The organism is Gilliamella sp. wkB308 (assembly GCF_001690185.1).
Lineage (GTDB): Bacteria > Pseudomonadota > Gammaproteobacteria > Enterobacterales > Orbaceae > Gilliamella > Gilliamella apicola_I.
This window is the reverse complement of record NZ_LZGN01000007.1, coordinates 20,056-41,555: the sequence shown is the minus strand read 5'-3', so window position 1 is coordinate 41,555 and position 21,500 is coordinate 20,056. Positions and strand designations below refer to the sequence as shown.

The 21,500-nt window shown below is 35.3% G+C and carries 19 protein-coding genes; 12 read left to right on the top strand and 7 right to left on the bottom strand.

Annotation, left to right across the window (positions count from 1 at the left end; translation table 11 throughout):
• Positions 1–112: 112 nt before the first annotated feature.
• Entirely contained in the window at positions 113–3,325 is a 3,213-nt protein-coding gene (locus A9G10_RS01150) for an efflux RND transporter permease subunit (protein WP_065557871.1), read from the bottom strand.
• A 19-nt stretch (positions 3,326–3,344) separates the two neighbouring features.
• Entirely contained in the window at positions 3,345–4,541 is a 1,197-nt protein-coding gene (locus A9G10_RS01145; RefSeq protein WP_065557870.1) for an efflux RND transporter periplasmic adaptor subunit, read from the bottom strand.
• 411 nt (positions 4,542–4,952) lie between these two features.
• Here A9G10_RS01145 and zipA point away from each other — a divergent pair, with 411 nt between their 5' ends.
• From zipA to A9G10_RS01125, 4 genes are all read left to right on the top strand, one after another.
• Positions 4,953–5,915, top strand: a complete 963-nt coding sequence (gene zipA / locus A9G10_RS01140; protein WP_179855793.1) for a cell division protein ZipA — start codon at positions 4,953–4,955, stop codon at positions 5,913–5,915.
• A 193-nt stretch (positions 5,916–6,108) separates the two neighbouring features.
• Entirely contained in the window at positions 6,109–8,181 is a 2,073-nt protein-coding gene (gene ligA, locus A9G10_RS01135; protein WP_065557868.1) for an NAD-dependent DNA ligase LigA, read from the top strand.
• A gap of 63 nt (positions 8,182–8,244) precedes the next feature.
• On the top strand, positions 8,245–8,760 hold the full coding sequence (gene luxS / locus A9G10_RS01130; RefSeq protein ID WP_065557867.1) for an S-ribosylhomocysteine lyase: 516 nt from the start codon (positions 8,245–8,247) through the stop codon (positions 8,758–8,760).
• 9 nt (positions 8,761–8,769) lie between these two features.
• Entirely contained in the window at positions 8,770–8,958 is a 189-nt protein-coding gene (locus tag A9G10_RS01125; RefSeq protein WP_065557866.1) for a 2-hydroxymuconate tautomerase, read from the top strand.
• 204 nt (positions 8,959–9,162) lie between these two features.
• On the opposite strand, the gene ribA is transcribed toward A9G10_RS01125, so the two are convergent.
• Entirely contained in the window at positions 9,163–9,768 is a 606-nt protein-coding gene (gene ribA / locus A9G10_RS01120; protein WP_065557865.1) for a GTP cyclohydrolase II, read from the bottom strand.
• Between the two features lie 102 nt (positions 9,769–9,870).
• On the opposite strand from ribA, the gene A9G10_RS01115 reads away from it, so the two are divergent.
• The 6 genes from A9G10_RS01115 (at position 9,871) to A9G10_RS01090 (ending at position 15,706) form a co-directional block, all read left to right on the top strand.
• A complete protein-coding gene (locus A9G10_RS01115; protein WP_065557864.1) occupies positions 9,871–10,596 on the top strand; it encodes a phosphatase PAP2 family protein in 726 nt (241 codons plus the stop codon).
• 126 nt (positions 10,597–10,722) lie between these two features.
• On the top strand, positions 10,723–11,028 hold the full coding sequence (locus tag A9G10_RS01110; RefSeq protein WP_065557863.1) for a LapA family protein: 306 nt from the start codon (positions 10,723–10,725) through the stop codon (positions 11,026–11,028).
• A 12-nt stretch (positions 11,029–11,040) separates the two neighbouring features.
• Positions 11,041–12,219, top strand: coding sequence for a lipopolysaccharide assembly protein LapB (gene lapB, locus A9G10_RS01105; protein ID WP_065557862.1), 1,179 nt, complete (start codon positions 11,041–11,043; stop codon positions 12,217–12,219).
• Positions 12,220–12,231: 12 nt separating this feature from the next.
• A complete protein-coding gene (locus A9G10_RS01100) occupies positions 12,232–13,014 on the top strand; it encodes a YchF/TatD family DNA exonuclease (protein ID WP_065557861.1) in 783 nt (260 codons plus the stop codon).
• The gene (locus A9G10_RS01095) at positions 13,007–14,116 is read left to right on the top strand and encodes a ribosomal protein uL16 3-hydroxylase (RefSeq protein WP_065557860.1); all 1,110 of its coding nucleotides are present in this window, start codon (positions 13,007–13,009) and stop codon (positions 14,114–14,116) included. The genes A9G10_RS01100 and A9G10_RS01095 overlap by 8 nt, the downstream gene beginning before the upstream one ends.
• Before the next feature lie 348 nt (positions 14,117–14,464).
• Positions 14,465–15,706 (top strand): MFS transporter, encoded by a 1,242-nt coding sequence (locus tag A9G10_RS01090; protein ID WP_065557859.1) that lies wholly within the window; start codon positions 14,465–14,467, stop codon positions 15,704–15,706.
• Positions 15,707–15,807: 101 nt separating this feature from the next.
• On the opposite strand, the gene A9G10_RS01085 is transcribed toward A9G10_RS01090, so the two are convergent.
• From A9G10_RS01085 to A9G10_RS01070, 4 genes are all read right to left on the bottom strand, one after another.
• A complete protein-coding gene (locus tag A9G10_RS01085) occupies positions 15,808–16,206 on the bottom strand; it encodes a hypothetical protein (RefSeq protein ID WP_065557858.1) in 399 nt (132 codons plus the stop codon).
• 373 nt (positions 16,207–16,579) lie between these two features.
• Positions 16,580–17,110, bottom strand: a complete 531-nt coding sequence (locus tag A9G10_RS01080) for a YtxH domain-containing protein (RefSeq protein WP_065557857.1) — start codon at positions 17,108–17,110, stop codon at positions 16,580–16,582.
• 139 nt (positions 17,111–17,249) lie between these two features.
• Positions 17,250–18,137 (bottom strand): SDR family oxidoreductase, encoded by an 888-nt coding sequence (locus tag A9G10_RS01075; protein ID WP_065557856.1) that lies wholly within the window; start codon positions 18,135–18,137, stop codon positions 17,250–17,252.
• A gap of 405 nt (positions 18,138–18,542) precedes the next feature.
• Positions 18,543–18,995 (bottom strand): hypothetical protein, encoded by a 453-nt coding sequence (locus A9G10_RS01070; protein WP_065557855.1) that lies wholly within the window; start codon positions 18,993–18,995, stop codon positions 18,543–18,545.
• 471 nt (positions 18,996–19,466) lie between these two features.
• Between A9G10_RS01070 and ilvG the strand changes: the two genes are divergently transcribed.
• Together ilvG and ilvM are read left to right on the top strand one after the other, a co-directional pair.
• Complete coding sequence (ilvG, locus tag A9G10_RS01065) at positions 19,467–21,143, top strand: acetolactate synthase 2 catalytic subunit (RefSeq protein ID WP_065557854.1); 1,677 nt, start codon at positions 19,467–19,469, stop codon at positions 21,141–21,143.
• Between the two features lie 3 nt (positions 21,144–21,146).
• Entirely contained in the window at positions 21,147–21,380 is a 234-nt protein-coding gene (gene ilvM / locus A9G10_RS01060; protein WP_065557853.1) for an acetolactate synthase 2 small subunit, read from the top strand.
• The last annotated feature ends 120 nt before the right edge of the window (positions 21,381–21,500 follow it).

Below are 21,500 nucleotides of genomic sequence, written 5' to 3'. Positions count from 1 at the left end.
TAAAAAAGCACGATAGAATCGTGCTTTTTGTTGGTTATCTTATTAATAAGATTTCGACTTTTTTAGCACATCCTAGCTGGTGCTAAGATATGCTTTTCAATTTTTCAAGTCACTATTTTTGGTCAGTGTTGTGCGAAAAATTACGTGGTAAAACGACCTTATTTTTATGTTTAGTAAACATTTTAGTAATAAATAAGAAGAATAATGGTACATAAAATATCGCTAAGAATGTTGCTGTTAACATACCACCAATTACCCCTGTACCTACCGCGTTTTGGCTTGCTGAACCTGCACCACTATTTAATGCTAAAGGTAACACCCCTAAAATAAAGGCGAACGATGTCATTAAAATTGGGCGTAAACGTAATCGACAAGCTTCTAGTGTTGCATCAATCAGCGATTTACCTTCTTTTTCTAAAGCATCTTTTGCAAATTCAACAATCAATATCGCATTTTTCGCAGACAGTCCCATTGTAGTTAATAGACCGACGATAAAGTAAATATCATTATCAAGCCCTCTAAACATTGTTGCAACCACCGTTCCTAAAATACCAAGTGGAATCACAAATAGTATTGAAATTGGTACACTCCAACTTTCGTATAATGCAGCTAATGCCAAGAACACGACAATGATAGAGATAATATAAAGTGTCGTTGTTTGGGATCCTGTTTGACGTTCTTGATAAGAAATATCGGTCCAGTCAAACGTAAAGCCTTTTGGTAAGTCTTTTGATAGTTGTTCCATTATTGCCATAGCTTGACCAGAACTTAAGCCCGGCGCAGCAGATCCACTAATTCCCATTGCAGCAACACCATCATAACGAACAAGCGATGGTGAACCATAACTTTTTGAAGTAGTCGCAAATGCATCATAAGGAACCATTTGACCTTTTTGATTTTTTACATGCCAATAACTAAAATCATCAGGTAACATTCGATAAGCCGCTTCAGATTGAAGGTACACTTTTTTGACTCGGTTATTATAGACAAAGTCATCAATATAAGCAGAACCTAATGCGGTAGATAATACTGTATTGACGCTACTGACAGAAACACCAAGCGCTTGAGCTGTTTCGAAATCCACATTAATTTTATACTGAGGAACATCTAACATACTGCCCGGACGCACTTGTTGAAGTTCAGGTCTTTTCGATGCTTGCCCTAAGATTTGATAAAAAGCACCCATTAAAGCTTCATGCCCTTGTCCTGATGTGTCTTTAAGCATATAGGAGAAACCATTAGCCATCCCTAAAGACGGAACTGCGGGTAAGTTGGCAATTATCACTCGACCTTCAGTAATGGTAGAGGCAAAGCCCCAACCACTGCCAACTAAAGCATCCACTTTTTGATCAGGGCGTTTACGCTCATCCCAATCTTTTAGGCGAACAAATCCAAGCCCCATATTTTGTCCACGACCTACCATACTAAACCCTGCAACAGTAAAGACTTCTTTAACAGAATCAGCTTTCTTTTCCATATAAAACTGAGTTGTTTTATTCAATACTGACATAGTTTGTTCTAATGTTGATCCGGGTGGTAATTCGACCATGACAATCAATACACCCTGATCTTCATTAGGTAAAAACCCTGTTGGTAAGCGGTTAAATCCAAATATTAATCCAACAATGATAACGACATAACAAACAAAGGCAATTAATGGATAACGTATTACTTTAATTACGCCTTTCTCATAAGTATGCAGTCCTTTGTCATAAAATTTATTAAACGCTCTAAAGAATAGTTTGGTTCCTTTGTCACACCAGCTAAATGGTGGAATCGCAAGTAATTTTTCCCAAAACGTTGATTTTTTGTTTTTACTTTTTGATGGTGCTTTTAATATCTGAGCACAAAGTGCAGGCGTTAAAACGATTGCCATAATCACTGACAATGACATCGAGGTAACTATGGTAATTGAGAATTGACGATAAATTCCCCCAGCAGCACCACCATAAAATGCCATAGGTACAAACACAGCAGATAATACAACGGCAATACCAATTAAAGCAGAAGTTATCTGTTCCATTGATTTCACTGTTGCATCATACGGGGACAATCCTTCATCATGCATGATACGCTCAACGTTTTCGATAACGACGATAGCATCATCCACCAGTAACCCGATTGCTAACACCATAGCAAACATCGATAACGTATTTATGGTAAATCCACAAATGTACAAGATTGCAAATGTTCCTAACAATACAACCGGAACAGTAATGGTTGGTATGAGAGTTGAACGAAGATTTTGCAAAAATATATACATGACGATAACAACTAATATAATTGCTTCAATCAGAGTATGCACAACATTACTGATAGATAATTTAACAAATGGTGTTGTATCGTAAGGATAAGCAAATTTAATATCTTCCGGGAAGATTGCCGATAACTCTTCGATTTTTTTATCGACTAATTCAGAGGTATCTAATTGGTTTGCGCCAGTTGCCAGATAAATAGCTAAACCAGCTGATGCTTTACCGTCATAGCGAGAAATAAAATTATAATCAGATGCACCAATTTCAACGTTAGCAACATCTTTTAATAAAATATTAGAACCGTCGGTATTGACCCGAACTAAAATATTTTGAAATTGTTCCGGTGTTTTTAAACGAGATTGAGCCGTTATCGTTGCATTAAGTTCCTGACCTTCAGTTGAAGGTAATGCACCTAATTGCCCTGCTGTCACTTGAGCGTTTTGTGCTTGAATTGCTGCAATAATCTCTTCAATTGACATGTTGAAATAATTGAGTTTATTTGGGTCAAGCCAAATACGCATCGCATATTCTGAGCCAAATAAAGTGGTATCACCAACACCTTGAACACGACGAATCGGATCTTGAACAGTAGAATAAATAAAGTCAGCAATATCTGCTTGAGTCTTTTGGGGGTTCGTTGAGTAAAAACCAATAACTTTTAGGAAGTTAGTGTTATTTTTAGCAACTGAAACACCATTTTTTTGAACACTTTCAGGTAAACGAGACTTAATACTTTCAACTTTATTTAACACTTGCACTTGCGCAAAATCAGGATTCGTTCCCGGTGCAAAAGTCAATGTAGTTTGAACAACACCTTGCGCACTACTGGTTGATTTCATATAGATTAAATTATCTATCCCAGTCAGATTTTGTTCGATTAACTGTGTAACGGTGTTTTCAATAGTTTGTGCATCTGCACCAGGATAAGCCGCTGAAACAGTAACAGCAGGAGGAGCAATATCAGGGTATTGTTCAACTGCTAGCAGTTTGATACATAGTGCCCCGCCTAGCATCATCATGATAGCTATTACCCATGCAAAAACAGGTCTATCAATAAAAAACTTAGCCATAATTAAATCTACCCCTGTTTTATTTCACGCTGTTTTTGATGATATTATCTAACTGTTCTTGAGTAAGAGTAGCTGGTTCACCAACAATTTGGCCTGTCATTGGTTTACCCATTTCAACTGCCGTTAAATTAAGTAAACCCGTAGTGATAACTTGTTCACCAATATCAATACCTTTCGTCACTACCCAATAACCATTGATACCAGTATAAACTTGAATACCTTGACGATATTCAATCGTATTATCTGGTTTTAGGATTTTTGCTGTATATTGGCCTTTACCATTACTCGTAATACCTTGTTGAGGAACAAGTTTTGCATTTTTAATATAACCTAAAGTCAATTGAGGTTTGACAAACATACCGGGCAAAATTTTGCCATCTTGATTTGGAAATTCTGATCTAAGGGTAACAGTACCTGTCGTTTCATTCACTGTCATATCAGAAAATTTGATACTCCCTGCTACGTCATATTTCGAACCGTCATTAAAATAAAGTTCAACATTATTTCCTTGCGCTGGTTCAAAAATCACGTTTTGATCTTGATTATATTTATTGTAACGCGTTGCTGCTTCAGTCATATCAACATAAATAGGATCAAGTTTTTGAACTAATGCTAACGCTGTCGCTTGACCTGCTGAAACTAATGCACCTTCAGTGACACTCGATTTACCAATATAGCCATCAATAGGGGAATATACTTTAGTATAATCTAAATTAACTTTAGCGGTATGTTCAGCTGCTTGAGCAACAAGTACACTAGCTTCTGCCTGCTGAGCATCTGCCGCCGCTTTATCATAATCTTGCTGACTAATGGATTTGGTCTTTAATAAGCCTGCATAGCGTTTTAAAGTCAGTTGGGCAATATTCGCATTAGCTTTTGCGCTAGCTACACTTGCAACAGCACTGTCATAATTAGCTTGATAAATAGCCGGATCGATTTGATAAAGTGATTGCCCTGCTTTTACATTTGAACTTTCTTCAAATTCTCGTTTTAAAACAATACCACTTACTTGAGGTCTAATTTCAGCAATTTGCGAAGCGACAACTCGACCAGGTAAACCAATCTTTAAGGTGTAATTCAATGGCTCTACTTTAAACACCGTAACTTTTGGTATCTGATTATTACCGCCTTGTGATTTGTTATCATCGCAGCTTGACAGTAAAAATAAGCTGGTGAGCGCTACCGGAATGGTGAGTAATAGCTTGTTAAATCTCATATAAAATTGACCTCAATCAACAAAATTGTTATTTTTAATAATTATAAATCTTATTTAAAAGTAACCGATGATTTTACAAAAAATATGCATAAATTGTAAGTATCTTTACAGGTTAATAGCACAGAGTTCTAAAAATTAAAATCTAACATTATTAATAAAAAAATATATACCGATAATTATGATTATTGGCAGAAATAAAGTAATATATGCTTATTGATTTTTAGTGCGAAAAAATTAGGCTTGATAAAATGATTCAATCAAAGGCGTTTATGTACTGACAATCAATTGAATTTTTTTTAATTTGCAAAGAAAAAGTAATTATTTTACATTGTGGTACTCCGTAATCACTTCATTCGATTCTTTTATTGAGTGATTTGAGTCTTTATTTAATTTAATTCTGAGATGGTTATTATGGATAATTTACGTATTGTTCTGATTGTTATTGCATCCTTGGTCATTATTGCATTATTGATACATGGATTATGGATTAATAAAAAGGAACGTTCTTCTCTGTTTAATTCAGATAAAAAAAGGAATATTAACCCTATTGCTCAACAGCAAACAGACATTTATATGGATGAAATAGAAGAAGATGATGTAATACTGATTAACCCCAAAAATAAAAAAACAACGACACCGCATGTTGACGCCGTTGAGATCATTGAAAAAGAAGCTTCTCCTCAGCAAGAGGATTTATTTAGTCATCAACCGATAGACGAACCAGAAGAAGATACTATCCCTGAGCCAGTTGTTAATCTTAATCAGGATCTGTTTGAAAATGAACCATTAGAAGAAAAAGTCGAAACAGAAAGTCACCTTGAAAAAACAGAAACAATCACAATAAATGAAGGAATTCATGAAGATGAACCTGTTGAGCAAAACAAAGTTTTAAACGCTGAATCCTCAGCTAACCATCATGAATCTGAAAAAGTAAACATCAACCATGAAGAAGAAGATAAAACAGAAATCATTGTGCTAAATGTTACAGGCATTAATGGGAGATTATTACAAGGTGATGTATTACTTGCCAGTATTATGCAATCAGGTTTTCAATTTGGTGATATGCGAATTTTTCATCGCCATGTCGATCCTGCGGGTAACGGCCCTGTTTTATTTAGTCTAGCAAATATGGTTAATCCAGGCTATTTGGATCCTGAAACCATGCACGAATTTACCACGCCTGGCGTTTCAATTTTTATGATTGCACCGACACAAGGAAACAATCAGCAAAATTTCAAACTTATGTTACAAACAGCTCAACGTATAGCCGATGATGTGAATGGTGTTGTCTTAGATGATTCCCAACACATGCTAACACCACAAAAAATCGATAGCTACAAAGAACGCATCAAAAAAGCATGCAACGAAATATAATCAAAATATGACAATAATTTTATCAGCTACCACCAACATTAGTTGGTGGTAAATGGACGGGAAATAAAAAGATTCAGATCCGATTGTTAACTAGATTCACCATGATAAACATATTGACTTAATCAAGTCATTCATACTTGATTGGTGTCTAATAACATTTAAAAATCTTAATTTAAATCAAGAGCATACTAACATGTCACTATCTAATTTACCCGAAAACCTTACCCATGATTCACAACAAAAAGTCCTCACTGAAGTTCAATCTTTACGTGATAAGATAAGACATCATGAATATTGTTATTATGTCTTAGATGCGCCTGAAATTCCGGATGCGGAATATGACAAATTGATAAAACAGCTTCAAACTATTGAACAGCAGCATCCCGAATTGATTACCCCTGACTCCCCTACTCAACGAGTTGGCGGTGCTCCCCTATCTCAATTTGCCTCAATAAAACATCAAATACCAATGTTATCTTTAGATAATGTTTTTGATGAGACAAGTTTTATTGCTTTCAATAAAAGAGTGAAAGATCGCTTACACTTAAAAGAGAATGATCCAGTAGAATATTGTTGTGAATTGAAATTAGATGGATTAGCGGTAAGTTTACTTTATGAAAATGGTCAATTTGTGCAAGCCGCAACCCGAGGAGACGGCACAACAGGAGAAGACATTACCGCCAATGTCAAAACAATAAAAACCATTCCACTAGTTTTAAGAGGAGAGCAGATACCAAGACGCTTAGAAGTTCGTGGTGAAGTGTTCATGTCCCATAAAGGCTTTGCTAAACTCAATGCTGAAGCAGAAAAACGAAACGAAAAAGTCTTTGCAAATCCTCGTAATGCAGCCGCAGGCTCTCTAAGACAATTAGACCCGAAAATTACAGCTAAAAGACCTTTATCGTTTTTCTGTTATGGTTTAGGTGTTATTGAAGGTGCCAGTCTGCCCGATACCCATTATGACCGTTTAATGCAACTTAAGACTTGGGGATTACCTGTTAGTGATAAAGTTCAAGTGCGAAAAGGTGCGCAAGCTGCTTTAGATTACTTTAAACAAATTGGTGAAGAGCGCATGTCATTGGATTTTGACATAGACGGTGTGGTGATAAAAGTAAATAATATCGCTTTACAGGAAGAACTCGGCTTTGTTGCCCGTGCTCCTCGTTGGGCAACGGCGTTTAAGTTTCCTGCGCAAGAAGAAATCACCCAATTAAATAAAGTTGACTTTCAAGTCGGCAGAACTGGCGCAATTACGCCTGTTGCAAGACTAGAACCGGTGTCTGTTGCAGGTGTGATTGTCAGTAATGCAACTTTGCATAACAGTGATGAAATCGCCCGATTAGGTGTTCGAGAAGGTGACTATGTTTCTATACGCCGTGCAGGGGATGTAATTCCTAAAATTGTATCGGTCATATTAGATCGAAGACCAGCCGACACCAAAGCGATTATCTTTCCAACCCACTGCCCGATTTGTGGTTCTTTAATTGTTCGTGATGAAGGGCAAGCGGTATCTCGCTGTGCAGGCGGACTTATTTGTCCAGCACAACGCAAAGAAGCGCTTAAACATTTTGTATCCCGTCGAGCCATGAATGTGGAAGGCATGGGCGATAGGCTAATTGAACAGTTAGTGGATAAAGATTATGTTAAAACACCCGCAGATCTTTATAGACTCACGGTACCATTACTCTGTTCGTTAGATAAAGTAGGCGATAAATCGGCTAAAAATTTATTAGCTGCGCTTGATACGTCGAAAAATACAACTTTAAGTCGCTTTATTTTTGCGCTTGGTATACCAAATGTCGGTGAAGTGACTGCTGAAAATTTAGCTAACCAATTTGGTAATTTAACGGCAATTGAAAATGCATCACTTGAACAACTACAATTAGTTAATGATATTGGTGTGGTTATTGCGGAAAGCATCATTGATTTTTTCCAAGAACCCCATAACCGCGACGTAATAGAACAGTTAACCAGTGATGACATTGGTATTCATTGGCAAGACACCAATCCCCAAGCACAAACAAAGACAACCGATTCACCATTTTCTGGTAAAACGATTGTTTTAACCGGAACGTTATCTGTTTTAACACGTGATGAAGCCAAAGATAAATTGAAACAACTTGGTGCCAAAGTAACGGGAAGCGTATCAAAGAATACTGATCTGGTGATTGCTGGTGAATCTGCCGGTTCAAAACTAGAAAAAGCGCAACAACTTGGCATTAAAGTCATTGATGAACAAGCGATGTTAAGTTTGCTAAATGAATAAGATTGTTTGGACTTGTCCAGTTATAGATACTATAACTGGCAACTCAACACCAAGGAGAAATTTATGCCATTATTAGATAGTTTTAAAGTTGATCACACTAAAATGAAAGCCCCTTTCGTCCGCGTTGCAAAGACAATGGTAACGCCAAAAGGCGATAACATTACCGTTTTTGATCTTCGTTTTACTATTCCCAACCAAGCCTTATTACCCGAAAAAGGGATACATACTTTAGAACACCTATTTGCAGGGTTTATGCGCGATCATCTTAACAGTGATACTGTTGAAATTATTGATATCTCGCCTATGGGATGTCGCACAGGGTTTTACATGAGTTTAATCGGTCAACCAGATGAATCGCTCGTTGTTGATGCTTGGCTAAAATCCATGCATGATGTCCTCAATGTAAAATCACAAAACCAGATACCCGAATTAAACGAATACCAATGTGGCACGTATAAAATGCATTCATTGGATGAAGCCAAGGCTATTGCTGAAACGATTATTCACTCAGGTATCGGTATTTGCCATAATCAAGATATTGCCTTAACCGATGCTCAACTTGCCACAATGAGTCACTAGGAGTTTGTTATGCCAAATGTAACCATCGATTTTTTAGAAGGTCGTACTATTGAACAAAAAAGAGAAATGGCTAAACGCATAACGGACGCGATTGTTCAAACGCTTAATTGTAAGCCTGAAGCGGTACAAATTATTATGCACGAATTATCCAAAGATCAGCTAGCAAATGGTGGTGAGCTAAGAATTGATAAGGAATAATACTTTTTAATTCTGCTATTAATAGTGATTAATCCAGCACTATACTTGATGTCTATTGCATAACAAAATAGTACGCAAATCTAAAAAAACCTCGAAAAACATCACTTATTTTTTGAGGTTTAATTATGTCAACTACGTTTGCTTTAATTATTGTCGACCATTTTTATGTCACATTTTATCAATCATCAATAATGTTAAATGTGTTTAATGGTCGCAGTGATGAAGATGAAGCAAATGCCCCATTTTATTAGCCTTGGTTTCTAAATAGTGTTCGTTATTTGGATTCTCGCCCACTTCCAAAGGAACTCTTTCCGTAACTTGAATTCCAGCTTGCTCCAATACTCTTATCTTTTCAGGATTATTCGTCAATAAACGAATTTGTGATACACCAAGCAGTGTCAGCATATCAGCACAAAGTTTAAAATCACGCTCGTCAGCTGCAAATCCTAACTGCTCATTTGCTTCCACCGTATCAAGTCCTTGGTCTTGCAGCGCATAAGCTCTAATTTTATTTAATAAACCGATATTACGCCCTTCTTGCCGATGATAGATTAAAATTCCTTGACCTTCTTTCGCAATTTGTTTTAAAGCTGCTTCTAATTGAAAACCACAATCACACCGTAAACTAAATAACGCATCACCCGTTAAACACTCAGAATGCACTCTGGTTAAAACAGAGGTTGCCTTTGAAATGTCACCAAACACTAATGCGACGTGATCCTTGCCAGTTGCAATTTCTTCAAAACCTACCATAGTGAAACAACCCCATGGTGTTGGTAGCTTCGCTTGTGCGACATGTTTTAATTGCATTATTATCTCCGTATTAAATGAATAACATAAACGAGAATCTATTAAAAATAAACCACATCTATGATAAAATAGACAGCACAATATGCTTAATTGAGTTTTTAAATGGGGTTAGTTATAAAAAAAACAATAGCTACATTGGCTATTTTTTTAATCGTACCATTGTTTATTATAGTCATAAATTGGCATTGGCTACCAGACACATTGAACGATAAATCAGAATATTTTTTTTGGGTTACTGAAACAGCAAGTTACCCATGGGCAATAATAACATCAATATTTTACTTCATTTTATTTTGTGCTTTACTAGTCAGCAAAACAGATAAAAAGTTCAAAAAGATTGTATTAGTATGGTTAGTTCTCGTGAGTGCTGTCCTCAGCGGACAAGTGATAAAATCTATCATAAAATCACAAACAGCAGAATCAAGACCTTATGTCTTATGGATAACAAAAGAACATAATACAACTGACCAATATTTTTATTCATTAACCAAGCCAGAAAGAGCCGCTTTTATCAAAGAATCATTAATCAATTCATCTACAATACCGAATTGGTTATCCAAACACTGGCAAAATGAAACAGGGTATTCTTTTCCCTCTGGTCATACACTATTTGCAGCAACATTTGCTTTTTTAGCCATTGTGCTACTCAACTTCAGGCGTAATTATATTTTTATATCCTTGATTGTGATATGGACGGTATTAATTGAAATAAGTCGATTATTACTCGGTATGCATACACCTATAGATTTAATATTATCCGTCATCATTGGTTGGGGTATTGCATTAATCTGCTATTTTTATGCTAAAAAATGGCATATAGTAACGTAATCATTTACCTAGTTTTTGCGTTACTAAGCGATTTAATGCCTTCAAATAAATCGGTAACAGGTTGTTTAACCAATAAATGGATAACAATAAAGAATAAAAAGTATTAAAAAAAGAAAGGTCAACATTATGAAATTAATTTTATCGATTATATTGATTATTGCTATTTTTGCATTGTCTATTGCTTTAGGTGCAGCCAATGATCAAGTAGTGACATTTAACTATTTAGTTGCTAAATCAGAATTACGCTTATCTGTTCTGCTGGCAATCTTATTTGGCAGTGGTTTTCTGGTAGGTTGGTTTGTTACGGGTTACTTCTTTTTGAAATCGAAATTACAACACTCATCAACTAAACGCCAACTAAACAAATTACAAAAAAAGTATGATGAAGATATCGCAATGAATCAAAAAGCAACATTAACAAAAATTAATTAAGAATAGACGATTATGTTTGAACTGTTATTTCTGTTACTACCTATTGCAGCCGCTTACGGTTGGTATATGGGGGACAGAAATGCAAAACAAAAATATTTAAACCAATCCAACCGGCTATCGCGCGAATATGTTGATGGTTTAAACTTTCTTTTATCAAATCAAAAAGATAAAGCTGTTGATTTGTTTTTGGATATGTTAAAAGAAGATGACAGCACTCTTGAGGCTCATTTAACTTTAGGAAATTTATTCCGCTCACGTGGTGAAGTTGATAGAGCGATACGCATTCATCAATCTTTAATGGAAAGTTCAGCATTGACGTTCGAACAACGCCTTTTAGCAATCCAGCAATTAGGGCGAGATTATATGGTTGCTGGTTTTTATGATCGTGCCGAAGAAATGTTTTTACAATTAATTGACGAAGATGATTTTCAACAATATGCACTACAACAATTGATTATCATCTATCAATCAACCAGTGAATGGATCAATGCGATTAATGCAGCCACCAAATTAGTCAGATTAGGTAACATTAAATACAAAACGGATATTGCGCAATTTTATTGCGAGTTAGCCACTATTGCTATGTCTGCTGATGATATGGAAAAAGCTTATAACTTGTTACAAAAATCAGCCGCCGCAGATGCAAAATGTGCGCGTACCTCGCTCATGCTGGGTCGGGTATTAATGAGACAAAACAAGAAGGAACAAGCCATTGAATCATTCAAACAAATTTTAACACAAGATAAAGCCTTCATCGGTGAGGCATTACCTTTATTAAAAACATGTTATTTAGAATTAAATCAACCCGAACAGTTTAAACAATTTCTACAATTATGCGTTGATCAAGATAGTGGCAACGTTGCTGAATTAATGCTTGCAGATATAGTCGAAAAACAAAGTGGACTTGATGCAGCTCAAAACTACATGTATCGGGAATTACTCAAACACCCTAATTTAAAAGGGTTTTATCGATTGATGAATTACCACGTAGCCGATGCCGAAGAAGGTCGAGCAAAAGAAAGTCTTTCACTTTTACGTAAGATGGTTGGCGAACAGATCAAAACCGTCCCTAATTATCGCTGTATTAAATGTGGGTTTACGGTCAACTCGATTTACTGGCTATGCCCTGCTTGTCGTTCTTGGTCAACCATAAAACCTGTTCGTGATTTTGAACAACATTCAGATAATTAATAAGAGCTTTATATGTATTTAATTGATTCTCACTGCCATTTAGATAGCTTAGATTTTAGCAACAAATCGATTGATGACGTATTGCAAGACGCAATACGTCACGATGTTAAACACTGCTTAAGTGTAGCAACCACGCTTTCAGGCTATGAATCGATGAGAGATTTTTTAAAACCCTATACTAAACAGTGCTCATTTTCATGCGGTATTCATCCTCTTAATATAGAAGAAGAGATCTATGACGCCAATCGCTTTGAGGCATTGGCAAGCCAAGATAATGTAATTGCGCTGGGTGAAACTGGGCTTGATTATTACTATCAACAAGATAACCTTGAACAACAACAAGCAAACTTTAAAGAACATATTCGGTTAGGTCGTAAACTCAATAAACCTATCATCGTTCATACACGCAATGCACGCCAAGATACCTTAAGAATCTTAAAAGATGAGCATGTTCACTCTGGGGTCTTACACTGTTTTACCGAAGATATCGATACGGCCAAACAATTGCTAGATATCGGTTTTTATATCTCTTTTTCGGGCATTATCACCTTCAAGAATGCTGAATCATTACGTGAAGTTGCCAGATATGTCCCAATGGATCGTATTTTAGTTGAAACCGATTCACCTTATTTAGCACCTGTTCCCTATCGAGGGAAAGAAAACCAGCCAGCTTATGTTCGTGAAATTGCTGACTATTTAGCGGTATTGAAAGGTGTTTCTATAGACAAGATAGCACGACAAACAACGAATAACTTTTGTCAATTATTTAATTTACAAGGGGCGTTACATGAGTAATAAGTTAACCATAGATTGGGATGATTTTTTAACGAATTATTGGCAAAAAAAGCCAGTTATTTTACGTGATGCTTTTAAACATTTTGTTGATCCTATCACACCTGAAGAACTTGCAGGTTTAGCGATGGAAGAAGAGATTGATAGCCGAATAGTCACCAACAAAAATGGGAAATGGGATGCCCAATTTGGTCCTTTCATTGACTTTAGCCACTTAGATGAAAACCATTGGAGTTTGCTGGTACAAGCAGTTGACCACTGGCATGAACAAGCAGCTACATTAGTTGAACCTTTCAAATGCCTGCCACAATGGCAATTTGAAGATCTGATGATTTCTTACGCAACAGATAAAGCAGGCGTGGGGCCTCATATTGACAACTATGATGTATTTATCATTCAAGGTAAAGGATGCCGACGTTGGCAGGTTGGCGACCGCAATGAGCATTATAAACAATTTAGTGCTCATAAAGCGTTACTTCATGTTGAAAACTATCAACCTATCATTGATGAAGAAATTACAGCAGGCGATATTCTATATATACCAATAGGCTTTCCACATAATGGTGTTTCAATTGGCGAATCGCTAAGTTATTCTGTCGGGTTTAGAACGCAAACATCTCAAGAACTATTAAGTGGTTTTGCCGATTATGTTATCGACAACCTACCGAATGGTATATTTTATCAAGATCCCAATTTAACATTACCCAAAGATTCCTATCGAATACAATCCTATGAATTAGAAAAATTACAAAACCAGATAATTGAATTGGTTAGAACACCTAAACTTTTTAACGATTGGTTTGGTAAACACATTACTATTCCAATGCATGAATTAAATATTGTTCCTGTCGAGCCACCATACCAATTTGATGAATTTGTCTCGCTTTTAAAAACTAATAATCTGTGCCGAGTACCGAGCATACGCATTCTAAAAGTAGGTGATTATGGCTATATTCATGGTGAAAAAATCCATTTGCCGATGCCTGTTATTGATCTTTTATGCCAAGAAGAAGAGCTTTATTATGAACAACTGGAAGATGAATCGACTTTAAAGGTCATTTTGGACTTAGTTAACAAAGGCTATTGGTATTTTATCGAAGACTAGTCAAGATTATCCGCTGGGAAACACTCAGCGGAAATTAGCTATCAATCATATAAATTTAGAAACTAAGATTCACTTAATAAATCATCTATACCCTATCACGATTCTTTACACAAAATAAAATTATCACTATTTGATGCATCCTTTAATATTTATATATAAAGTTACTTACAAGAAATGATTATTTTCTAGCAAATAACCAATTGTAAAGGCTTTTAGCTTGGATTTTTAAAGTTTTTAAGTATATACTTTGCACCGCTTTTAAACGACCTTATTGAATTAGCCTACAACCTATTTTAAAAGGTAAAGTTTAAATAAGTAACTCACTATTCACAATCATTAGAGGTAAATATGAAAACTGCGATAGACCCTATTAAACAAGCTGAAAGTGAAACTGGCTCCACCACAGCTTATCAAAAAAGAACGCTTTTTGCCTCTACAGTCGGCTATGCATTAGATGGTTTGGATATGATGATTTTAGGGGTCTGTTTTACCCTAATTCAAGCAACTTTTAATCTAACCAAAACCGATTTAGGAACATTAACTTCAGTAACATTATTAGGCGCTGTACTGGGTGGAATTCTTTTTGGAACCTTAGCAGACAAATATGGGCGTGTTAAAGTCTTTTCATGGACAATTATCATATTTTCTGTATTTACCGGGCTGTGTGCTATTTCACCAAATTATGAAAGCTTTTTAGTTTTCCGTTTTTTAAGTGGTCTTGGACTAGGTGGAGAATTTGGCATTGGCATGACGTTGGTGTCAGAAACTTGGCCAAAGCATAAACGTTCAAGAGCAACATCGATTGTTGCGTTAGGATTTCAGCTAGGCATTATACTGGCAACCTTAACAGTTAATTTTGTTGGAGAAGCACATGGTTGGCGTTGGGCTTTTGCTGTCGGTGTACTTCCTGCTTTGTTTGTTGCCTGGACACGTAAAGGATTGAAAGAGCCTGAAATTTGGCAAACGTTAAAAGATCAAAACAAAAATAAAATTGCCTTAGGAAAACTTTTTAAAAATGTCAAAACATCCTCAACAACTGTTGGATTAACCATTGCTTGTGCCGTACAAAATTTTGGTTTTTATGGCATCATGACATGGATGCCAACCATGATCGCAACCGAACGAGGTCTATCATTCAAAAACACCATGTTTTGGACAATATCAACCACCATCGGCATGTCATTGGGCATTTTAATTTTTGGTTGGTTATGTGACAAATTTGGGCGCCGTCCTGCTTATATTGTCTTTTTATTAGTTTCAGCGTTATCTATCTGGTTCTACTTTCAACAAACCGATATGATCGTTTTGATTTTATTTGGTTCAGTCATTGGTTTTTTCGTCAATGGCATGATGGGGGGATATGGTGCACTATTGGCTGAACATTACCCAACAGATGCTCGTTCAAGTGCAGAAAACATTATCTTTAATGTTGGACGAGGAATTGCTGGAGTATCACAAGTCTTAATTGCTTACTTAGCAACAGTTTATTCAATAAGCTATGCACTAGCATTATTATCTGCAGCTTATCTATTATCCGCTGCTGCATTTATGTTTTTAATTCCTGAAACAAAAGGAAAAACGTTAGAATAGTTTTTTATTATTACAGGGCTTATTAGCCCTGTAATAAAACTGCTCAACATAGCAAAAATATTATGTTGCACACAAAAGTGAATAGATAAATACGATGACAATTATCTTGTACAATCTGTTGATTTAACGATAATGGATAACATTTTTTTATTATTTAAATAATAATCATATCGAATACCATCCATGAATATTTCTTTAAAATGAGCAATATCTTTGTTATCCGAACAATAAAGCTCAAGAATCCCTGTGCGAGATGACTGTTCAAACTCTGGTGAGGTTAATTCTACTTCTTCAATATTTTTTATTTCATATTTATATATAAACTGATCGTTGTCCTTTGAAACATCCACTAACGCAAAATTCTCATCATAAACAATAGGAAGTTTTTTTTTCATTGAATCAATAACTATACGTTGATTTTTTTCTTTATAGCTCCCACTATCACAACCAAACAACGCCAAACTCCATACCAATAATGCAGATATTTTTTTATATTTCATGCTATTACCCATAAGTAAAATTAATATTATTTTGTTTTTTCCATTTTAAATAAAACAATTAATAAAAAAATAAAAAGTCCCTATATAATTTGAATGATGATTTTAATTTATATGGTTAAAATTTTACAACATAAAATATATTTTTATTTTAATAGTAAGCGTCAATAACAATACACTGTGTTAATTAAACTTTAGGTAATAACCTGATCGTTATCTTCTATCATTAGAAAATCATCATTTAATTAACTAACATAAATACATCATTTTGAGTTGATAATCTTCATTTTTTAAAATGATATTTAGATTCACATCTTTCTCAATAAACAAAATAAAAAAAGGGCTATTAATAGCCCTTTTCACCTTAATCGATACTCTACAATTTACCATCACAATCACTTGGTTTGAGATTAAGTGTTAATGCGTTACTATTATTGATATAGTAATTATGTGTAGCACCTTCAGGGAAAGCAAGTCTTAATGCTTTCTTCATTAGATCTGAGCTACAATAATCGGTAAGTAAATTATTTAATAATGTTTTTTGAGTATTCTCAATTTTTAAATCATCTGGCGTCACACCTTTCACATCATATTTATAATTAATCGTGTTGTTTTCTTTGGATACATCCACCAATGAAGTATTCTGATCAATATTCAGTGGTAATGTTTGTTTAATATTTTTAATCACCGCATCTTGTGCAAGATTATAGTTACCCTCTTTCAACTTATTCAATATATCGTTACTTTCTTCTTTTGCTTGTTCAAAATAATCTTGTGTTTTATCGCTGATATCTGCACCCGTTTGCTGTACTTTCTGTTTAATATCATCAACAGTCGATTTAGAATTATCACAGTTAACTAAAAAAATACCTAATAATGCAAGCGTGATTACTTTAAAAAATTTCATTTTTTTGCCTTTATTCTAAGTTAAGTTTTAACACTATTATGAACAATGCATAATAGAACGTGATTTAAGATGTCTAGCTTAAAATTTTTTTGTAATAAAAGAGCCTGAACAGCTCTTTTATCACGATATAAACATGAGATTAATTAGTATGCTCACCACCCGTTACACCATAAGTTTCTGCAGTGGTATAACTTGACTCTTCTGAAGCCAAATGTACATAGACCCCAGCAAGTTCAACCGGTTGCCCTGCTCTTTTGAGTGGTGTTTCTTTACCAAATTCAGGAATTGCATCGCTGAGTTGTCCACCACAAACTTGTAATGGTGTCCAAACCGGACCGGGTGCAACACTATTAGCACGAATACCTTTACTCGCTAATTGCTTAGCCAAAGCTTTTGTAAAAGCGATAATTGCCGATTTAGTTGAAGCATAATCTAATAATGTTGGACCAGGTTGGAAGGCTTGAACAGATGAAGTAGTAATAATAGTTGAGCCAGGTTTTAAATAACCTAATGCTGCTTTAGTTACCCAAAATAGCGAAAAGACATTAATTTCGAACGTTTTGCGAATTTGCTCTGTAGTCAGATCCATAATATCAGCTACTGCAGTTTGTTTACCTGCAACCAACGTTAAATTATCTAACCCACCAAGTTTATGATGAGCTTCATCCACCATTTTTTTACAAAACGCTTCATCACTTAAGTCGCCGGGTATTAATACCGCTTTACGTCCGGCAGCTTCAATAACTTTTGCCACATCTTCAGCATCTTTTTGCTCATCAGGATGATAATTGATTGCAACATCCGCCCCTTCTTTGGCATAAGCGATTGCCGCTGCACGACCAATACCCGAATCTCCACCTGTGACCAACATTTTAAGACCTTCTAAACGTTGATGACCTTTATAACTTTTTTCACCACAGTCAGGAACCGGATTCATCTCACATTGCAAACCAGGTGCTTTCTGTTTTTGTTTTGGAAATTTTTCATGATAATATTTGGTCGTTGGATTACAGGTTTGTTTACTCATAATTTTCTCCTAAGTTAAACACATACATGTTCATAAACGATAAATAACTTAAATAAAATCAATTAATAATGACAAAACCGTATAACTAGACAAAAGTTGAAACGAATCAATTAACAATTTTAATAAATAAGATGAATAGAGATAAAAAATTTAAATATTATTTTTAAAAATCATTAAGTTGTGACGAACTGAATCAAATATAATTTTAACTGTGGCTGTCCATAAATAACGGGGCGAGAATACAATTTATCAATCAACAAGACGAAAATTAATAGAATTTGATAAACGATCTCAGTTTAACAAATAAACGTCTATTAAGCCAGCACACAACAATTTATTCCCAATACTGCAAAAACGTAATGACCTATGATTGTTTGATTAAAAAGATAAATAATCAATAAAAGATCATTTATCTATCTGACAGTCATCTGGATTAAGTTCAACAATAATTATTTCTTCATTATCGATGAAGTAATGATAGTGGGCGCCATTTGGGAACACATTTTTCAGTTCTTTCATTTGTGGCACATTTTGGCAATAATCATCAAGTAAATTACTACGTAAAGTATCAAGCGTAGACGTTAATAATAGTGCCTGTTTAGGAGTATTCTTCACACGATATTTATAATGGATAATATTATTGTCAGCAAAAACATCAAATAGTGTTGTCAATTCATCAATTTCAATCGGTAACTCGTTTTTAACCGCATTAATTTCTAAATTTTGCGAAGTGAGCAAATCATTATTGGGTTTAGTTGAACTGTCAGCAGTGGAATGATTTGACGCAGGTTTAGAGTTATCACAATTAAGCAGCACAAAACCAATACTTATTAAAACAATTATCTTTAATATGTTCATACATATTTCGCCTTTTATTATTTTAAAAGTGTTTTTTTGATATGAAACTGTGTAAATAAGCAGATAAAAACGATTAATGATTAACATTTATACACTAATCTTTGAAAAATGCCAATTAAAAACTCGTGTAACGATAAAATCATTTTAGACATCAATCACAATTATTTTCAAACTTCTTGCAATCGCGAAAGCAAGACTTTAAAAAAACGCAAAAAAACAGTTGAATTTTTTTCTAAAACGAGTATTTTGTTAAGAATACTTACTCAAAGAAGCAAAAAAATTTAAATAAAACGTATGAATTTTTCACTTATTATCGTCCTCATCAATATTCTTGTCAGCGTGGTCATTATTCCAGCGCGGGGGCGTTCTTTGAGTTAAAAAAGCTTCATAGTTAACCCAAAACCCCCGCCCCAAAAAGCGGGGGTTTTTTTATGAGCAATGCAAATACCTGAAAAAAAGAGCGAGGAATAAATGTTAGGAACACAGTGGATAGTAAAAACCTTAAAAGAAAAAGGCGTTACCACCGTATTTGGGTATCCTGGTGGACAAATTATGCCTCTGTATGATGCCCTTTATGACGGCGGTATTGAACATGTGTTATGTCGTCACGAACAAGGTGCAGCAATGGCTGCTATAGGTTACGCAAGGGCGACAGGCAAAACAGGGGTATGTATTGCCACATCGGGGCCGGGAGCAACCAATATTATCACGGGACTTGCAGATGCTTTGATTGATTCAGTTCCAATCGTTGCAATAACGGGTCAAGTACCTAATAACTTAATCGGTACCGATGCCTTCCAAGAAGTTGATGTATTAGGTTTGTCATTGGCGTGTACTAAACACAGTTATTTAATTGATGATGCGCATGACTTACCCAATATATTTGAGGAGGCATTTACGTTAGCCAACTTAGGCAGACCGGGACCAATATTGATTGACGTTCCGAAAGATATCCAGCTTGCCAACTTAGATTACCAACAATATTTAACCAACCACACTTCTCAAAGTTATCTCAACAAATCAAAACCCTTTGTTATCTCTTCTGATGATATAAAATTAACCAAAACGATGATTCAAGACGCCGAAAAACCCATGCTTTATATCGGTGGTGGGGTTGGGCTTTCTGGCGCAATATCAGAATTAAGAGAATTTATGGAAATGACTCAAATTCCGAGCGTTTCAACCTTAAAAGGATTAGGGGCTGCCGATATCAATAATCCCTATTATTTAGGATTAATTGGCATGCATGGATTTAAAGCAGCGAACTTAGCGGTGCAAGAGTGTGATCTATTAATTGCGTTAGGGGTGCGATTTGATGACCGTGTTACCGGAAACCTGAATGAATTTGCTCGCCATGCTAAAGTCATTCATATTGATATCGATCAGGCTGAAATCAATAAATTAAAGCAAACGCATTTAGGTTTACAAGGAGACATCAAACAAGTCTTACCTTTAATTCACCAAACCGTATCGATAGAAGATTGGCACAAAAGAATAGACCAATTACGAAAAGCGTATCCAACTCGTTATGATCATCCGGGCGAACCTATCTATGCCCCAGCGTTACTCAAAAGTCTTTCAGAACAAAAAACAGCTAATACAATCGTCACTACCGATGTTGGGCAACATCAAATGTGGACAGCTCAGCACATGCAATTTAACCACCCACAAAACTTTATTACTTCTAGTGGACTTGGCACAATGGGGTTTGGTTTACCTGCTGCCATTGGAGCACAATTAGCAAGACCAAATGATTGTGTGATTTGCATTTCTGGTGATGGCTCTTTTATGATGAATGTTCAAGAACTGACCACAATTAAACGCAAAAAATTACCGATTAAAATTGTATTAATTGATAATCAACGTTTAGGCATGGTTAGACAATGGCAAGAACTCTTTTTCAATCAAAGATACAGCGAAACCAATTTATCTGACAATCCTGATTTTTTAATGCTAGCTAAAGCCTTCGATATCGACGGACAAAAAATTACCCAAAAATCAGAAATTCAAAGCGCCATCGATACGCTATTAAATTCAACAGGTGCCTATTTATTACATGTGTGTATTGATGAGCTTGAAAACGTGTGGCCTCTTGTTCCACCCGGTGCTGCCAATGAAAATATGTTAGATAACAACAGTAAGGAGTAAAAGATGAGTAATAACGATCAGCATCAATTTACTATCACCGCTTATGATAAATTAGGAACACTTGAGCGTATCTTACGGGTTATACGCCACCGTGGTGGTCACATTAAACAGATGCAAATGCAGACTAAAGATGATCAGATTCTATCGTTATCTTTAGCATTGACAACAAAGCGCCCTATTTCAGCACTACTTAATCAGATCGACAAATTGGTAGACGTGATATCGATTGAAATATAGTTATTTTCAATAATAAATCATGATGAAATAATAAGTTAAATTTATAAAAGTATACACTTTAGCAGTTAAACAAAATCGATAGTATAGTATAATGCTTGACCGTTTATTGTTGAAAGCACG

What these genes read in the sequence shown, in the direction of transcription:
- zipA (WP_179855793.1), top strand. Translation starts at nt 4,953, where the DNA reads ATGGATAATTTACGTATTGTTCTGATTGTTATTGCATCCTTGGTCATT.
- A9G10_RS01080 (WP_065557857.1), bottom strand. Translation starts at nt 17,110, where the DNA reads ATGAAATTTTTTAAAGTAATCACGCTTGCATTATTAGGTATTTTTTTA.
- ribA (WP_065557865.1), bottom strand. Translation starts at nt 9,768, where the DNA reads ATGCAATTAAAACATGTCGCACAAGCGAAGCTACCAACACCATGGGGT.
- ilvG (WP_065557854.1), top strand. Translation starts at nt 19,467, where the DNA reads ATGTTAGGAACACAGTGGATAGTAAAAACCTTAAAAGAAAAAGGCGTT.
- ligA (WP_065557868.1), top strand. Translation starts at nt 6,109, where the DNA reads ATGTCACTATCTAATTTACCCGAAAACCTTACCCATGATTCACAACAA.
- A9G10_RS01150 (WP_065557871.1), bottom strand. Translation starts at nt 3,325, where the DNA reads ATGGCTAAGTTTTTTATTGATAGACCTGTTTTTGCATGGGTAATAGCT.
- A9G10_RS01145 (WP_065557870.1), bottom strand. Translation starts at nt 4,541, where the DNA reads ATGAGATTTAACAAGCTATTACTCACCATTCCGGTAGCGCTCACCAGC.
- A9G10_RS01115 (WP_065557864.1), top strand. Translation starts at nt 9,871, where the DNA reads ATGGGGTTAGTTATAAAAAAAACAATAGCTACATTGGCTATTTTTTTA.
- A9G10_RS01100 (WP_065557861.1), top strand. Translation starts at nt 12,232, where the DNA reads ATGTATTTAATTGATTCTCACTGCCATTTAGATAGCTTAGATTTTAGC.
- lapB (WP_065557862.1), top strand. Translation starts at nt 11,041, where the DNA reads ATGTTTGAACTGTTATTTCTGTTACTACCTATTGCAGCCGCTTACGGT.
- A9G10_RS01110 (WP_065557863.1), top strand. Translation starts at nt 10,723, where the DNA reads ATGAAATTAATTTTATCGATTATATTGATTATTGCTATTTTTGCATTG.
- A9G10_RS01075 (WP_065557856.1), bottom strand. Translation starts at nt 18,137, where the DNA reads ATGAGTAAACAAACCTGTAATCCAACGACCAAATATTATCATGAAAAA.
- luxS (WP_065557867.1), top strand. Translation starts at nt 8,245, where the DNA reads ATGCCATTATTAGATAGTTTTAAAGTTGATCACACTAAAATGAAAGCC.
- ilvM (WP_065557853.1), top strand. Translation starts at nt 21,147, where the DNA reads ATGAGTAATAACGATCAGCATCAATTTACTATCACCGCTTATGATAAA.
- A9G10_RS01095 (WP_065557860.1), top strand. Translation starts at nt 13,007, where the DNA reads ATGAGTAATAAGTTAACCATAGATTGGGATGATTTTTTAACGAATTAT.
- A9G10_RS01125 (WP_065557866.1), top strand. Translation starts at nt 8,770, where the DNA reads ATGCCAAATGTAACCATCGATTTTTTAGAAGGTCGTACTATTGAACAA.
- A9G10_RS01085 (WP_065557858.1), bottom strand. Translation starts at nt 16,206, where the DNA reads ATGAAATATAAAAAAATATCTGCATTATTGGTATGGAGTTTGGCGTTG.
- A9G10_RS01070 (WP_065557855.1), bottom strand. Translation starts at nt 18,995, where the DNA reads ATGAACATATTAAAGATAATTGTTTTAATAAGTATTGGTTTTGTGCTG.
- A9G10_RS01090 (WP_065557859.1), top strand. Translation starts at nt 14,465, where the DNA reads ATGAAAACTGCGATAGACCCTATTAAACAAGCTGAAAGTGAAACTGGC.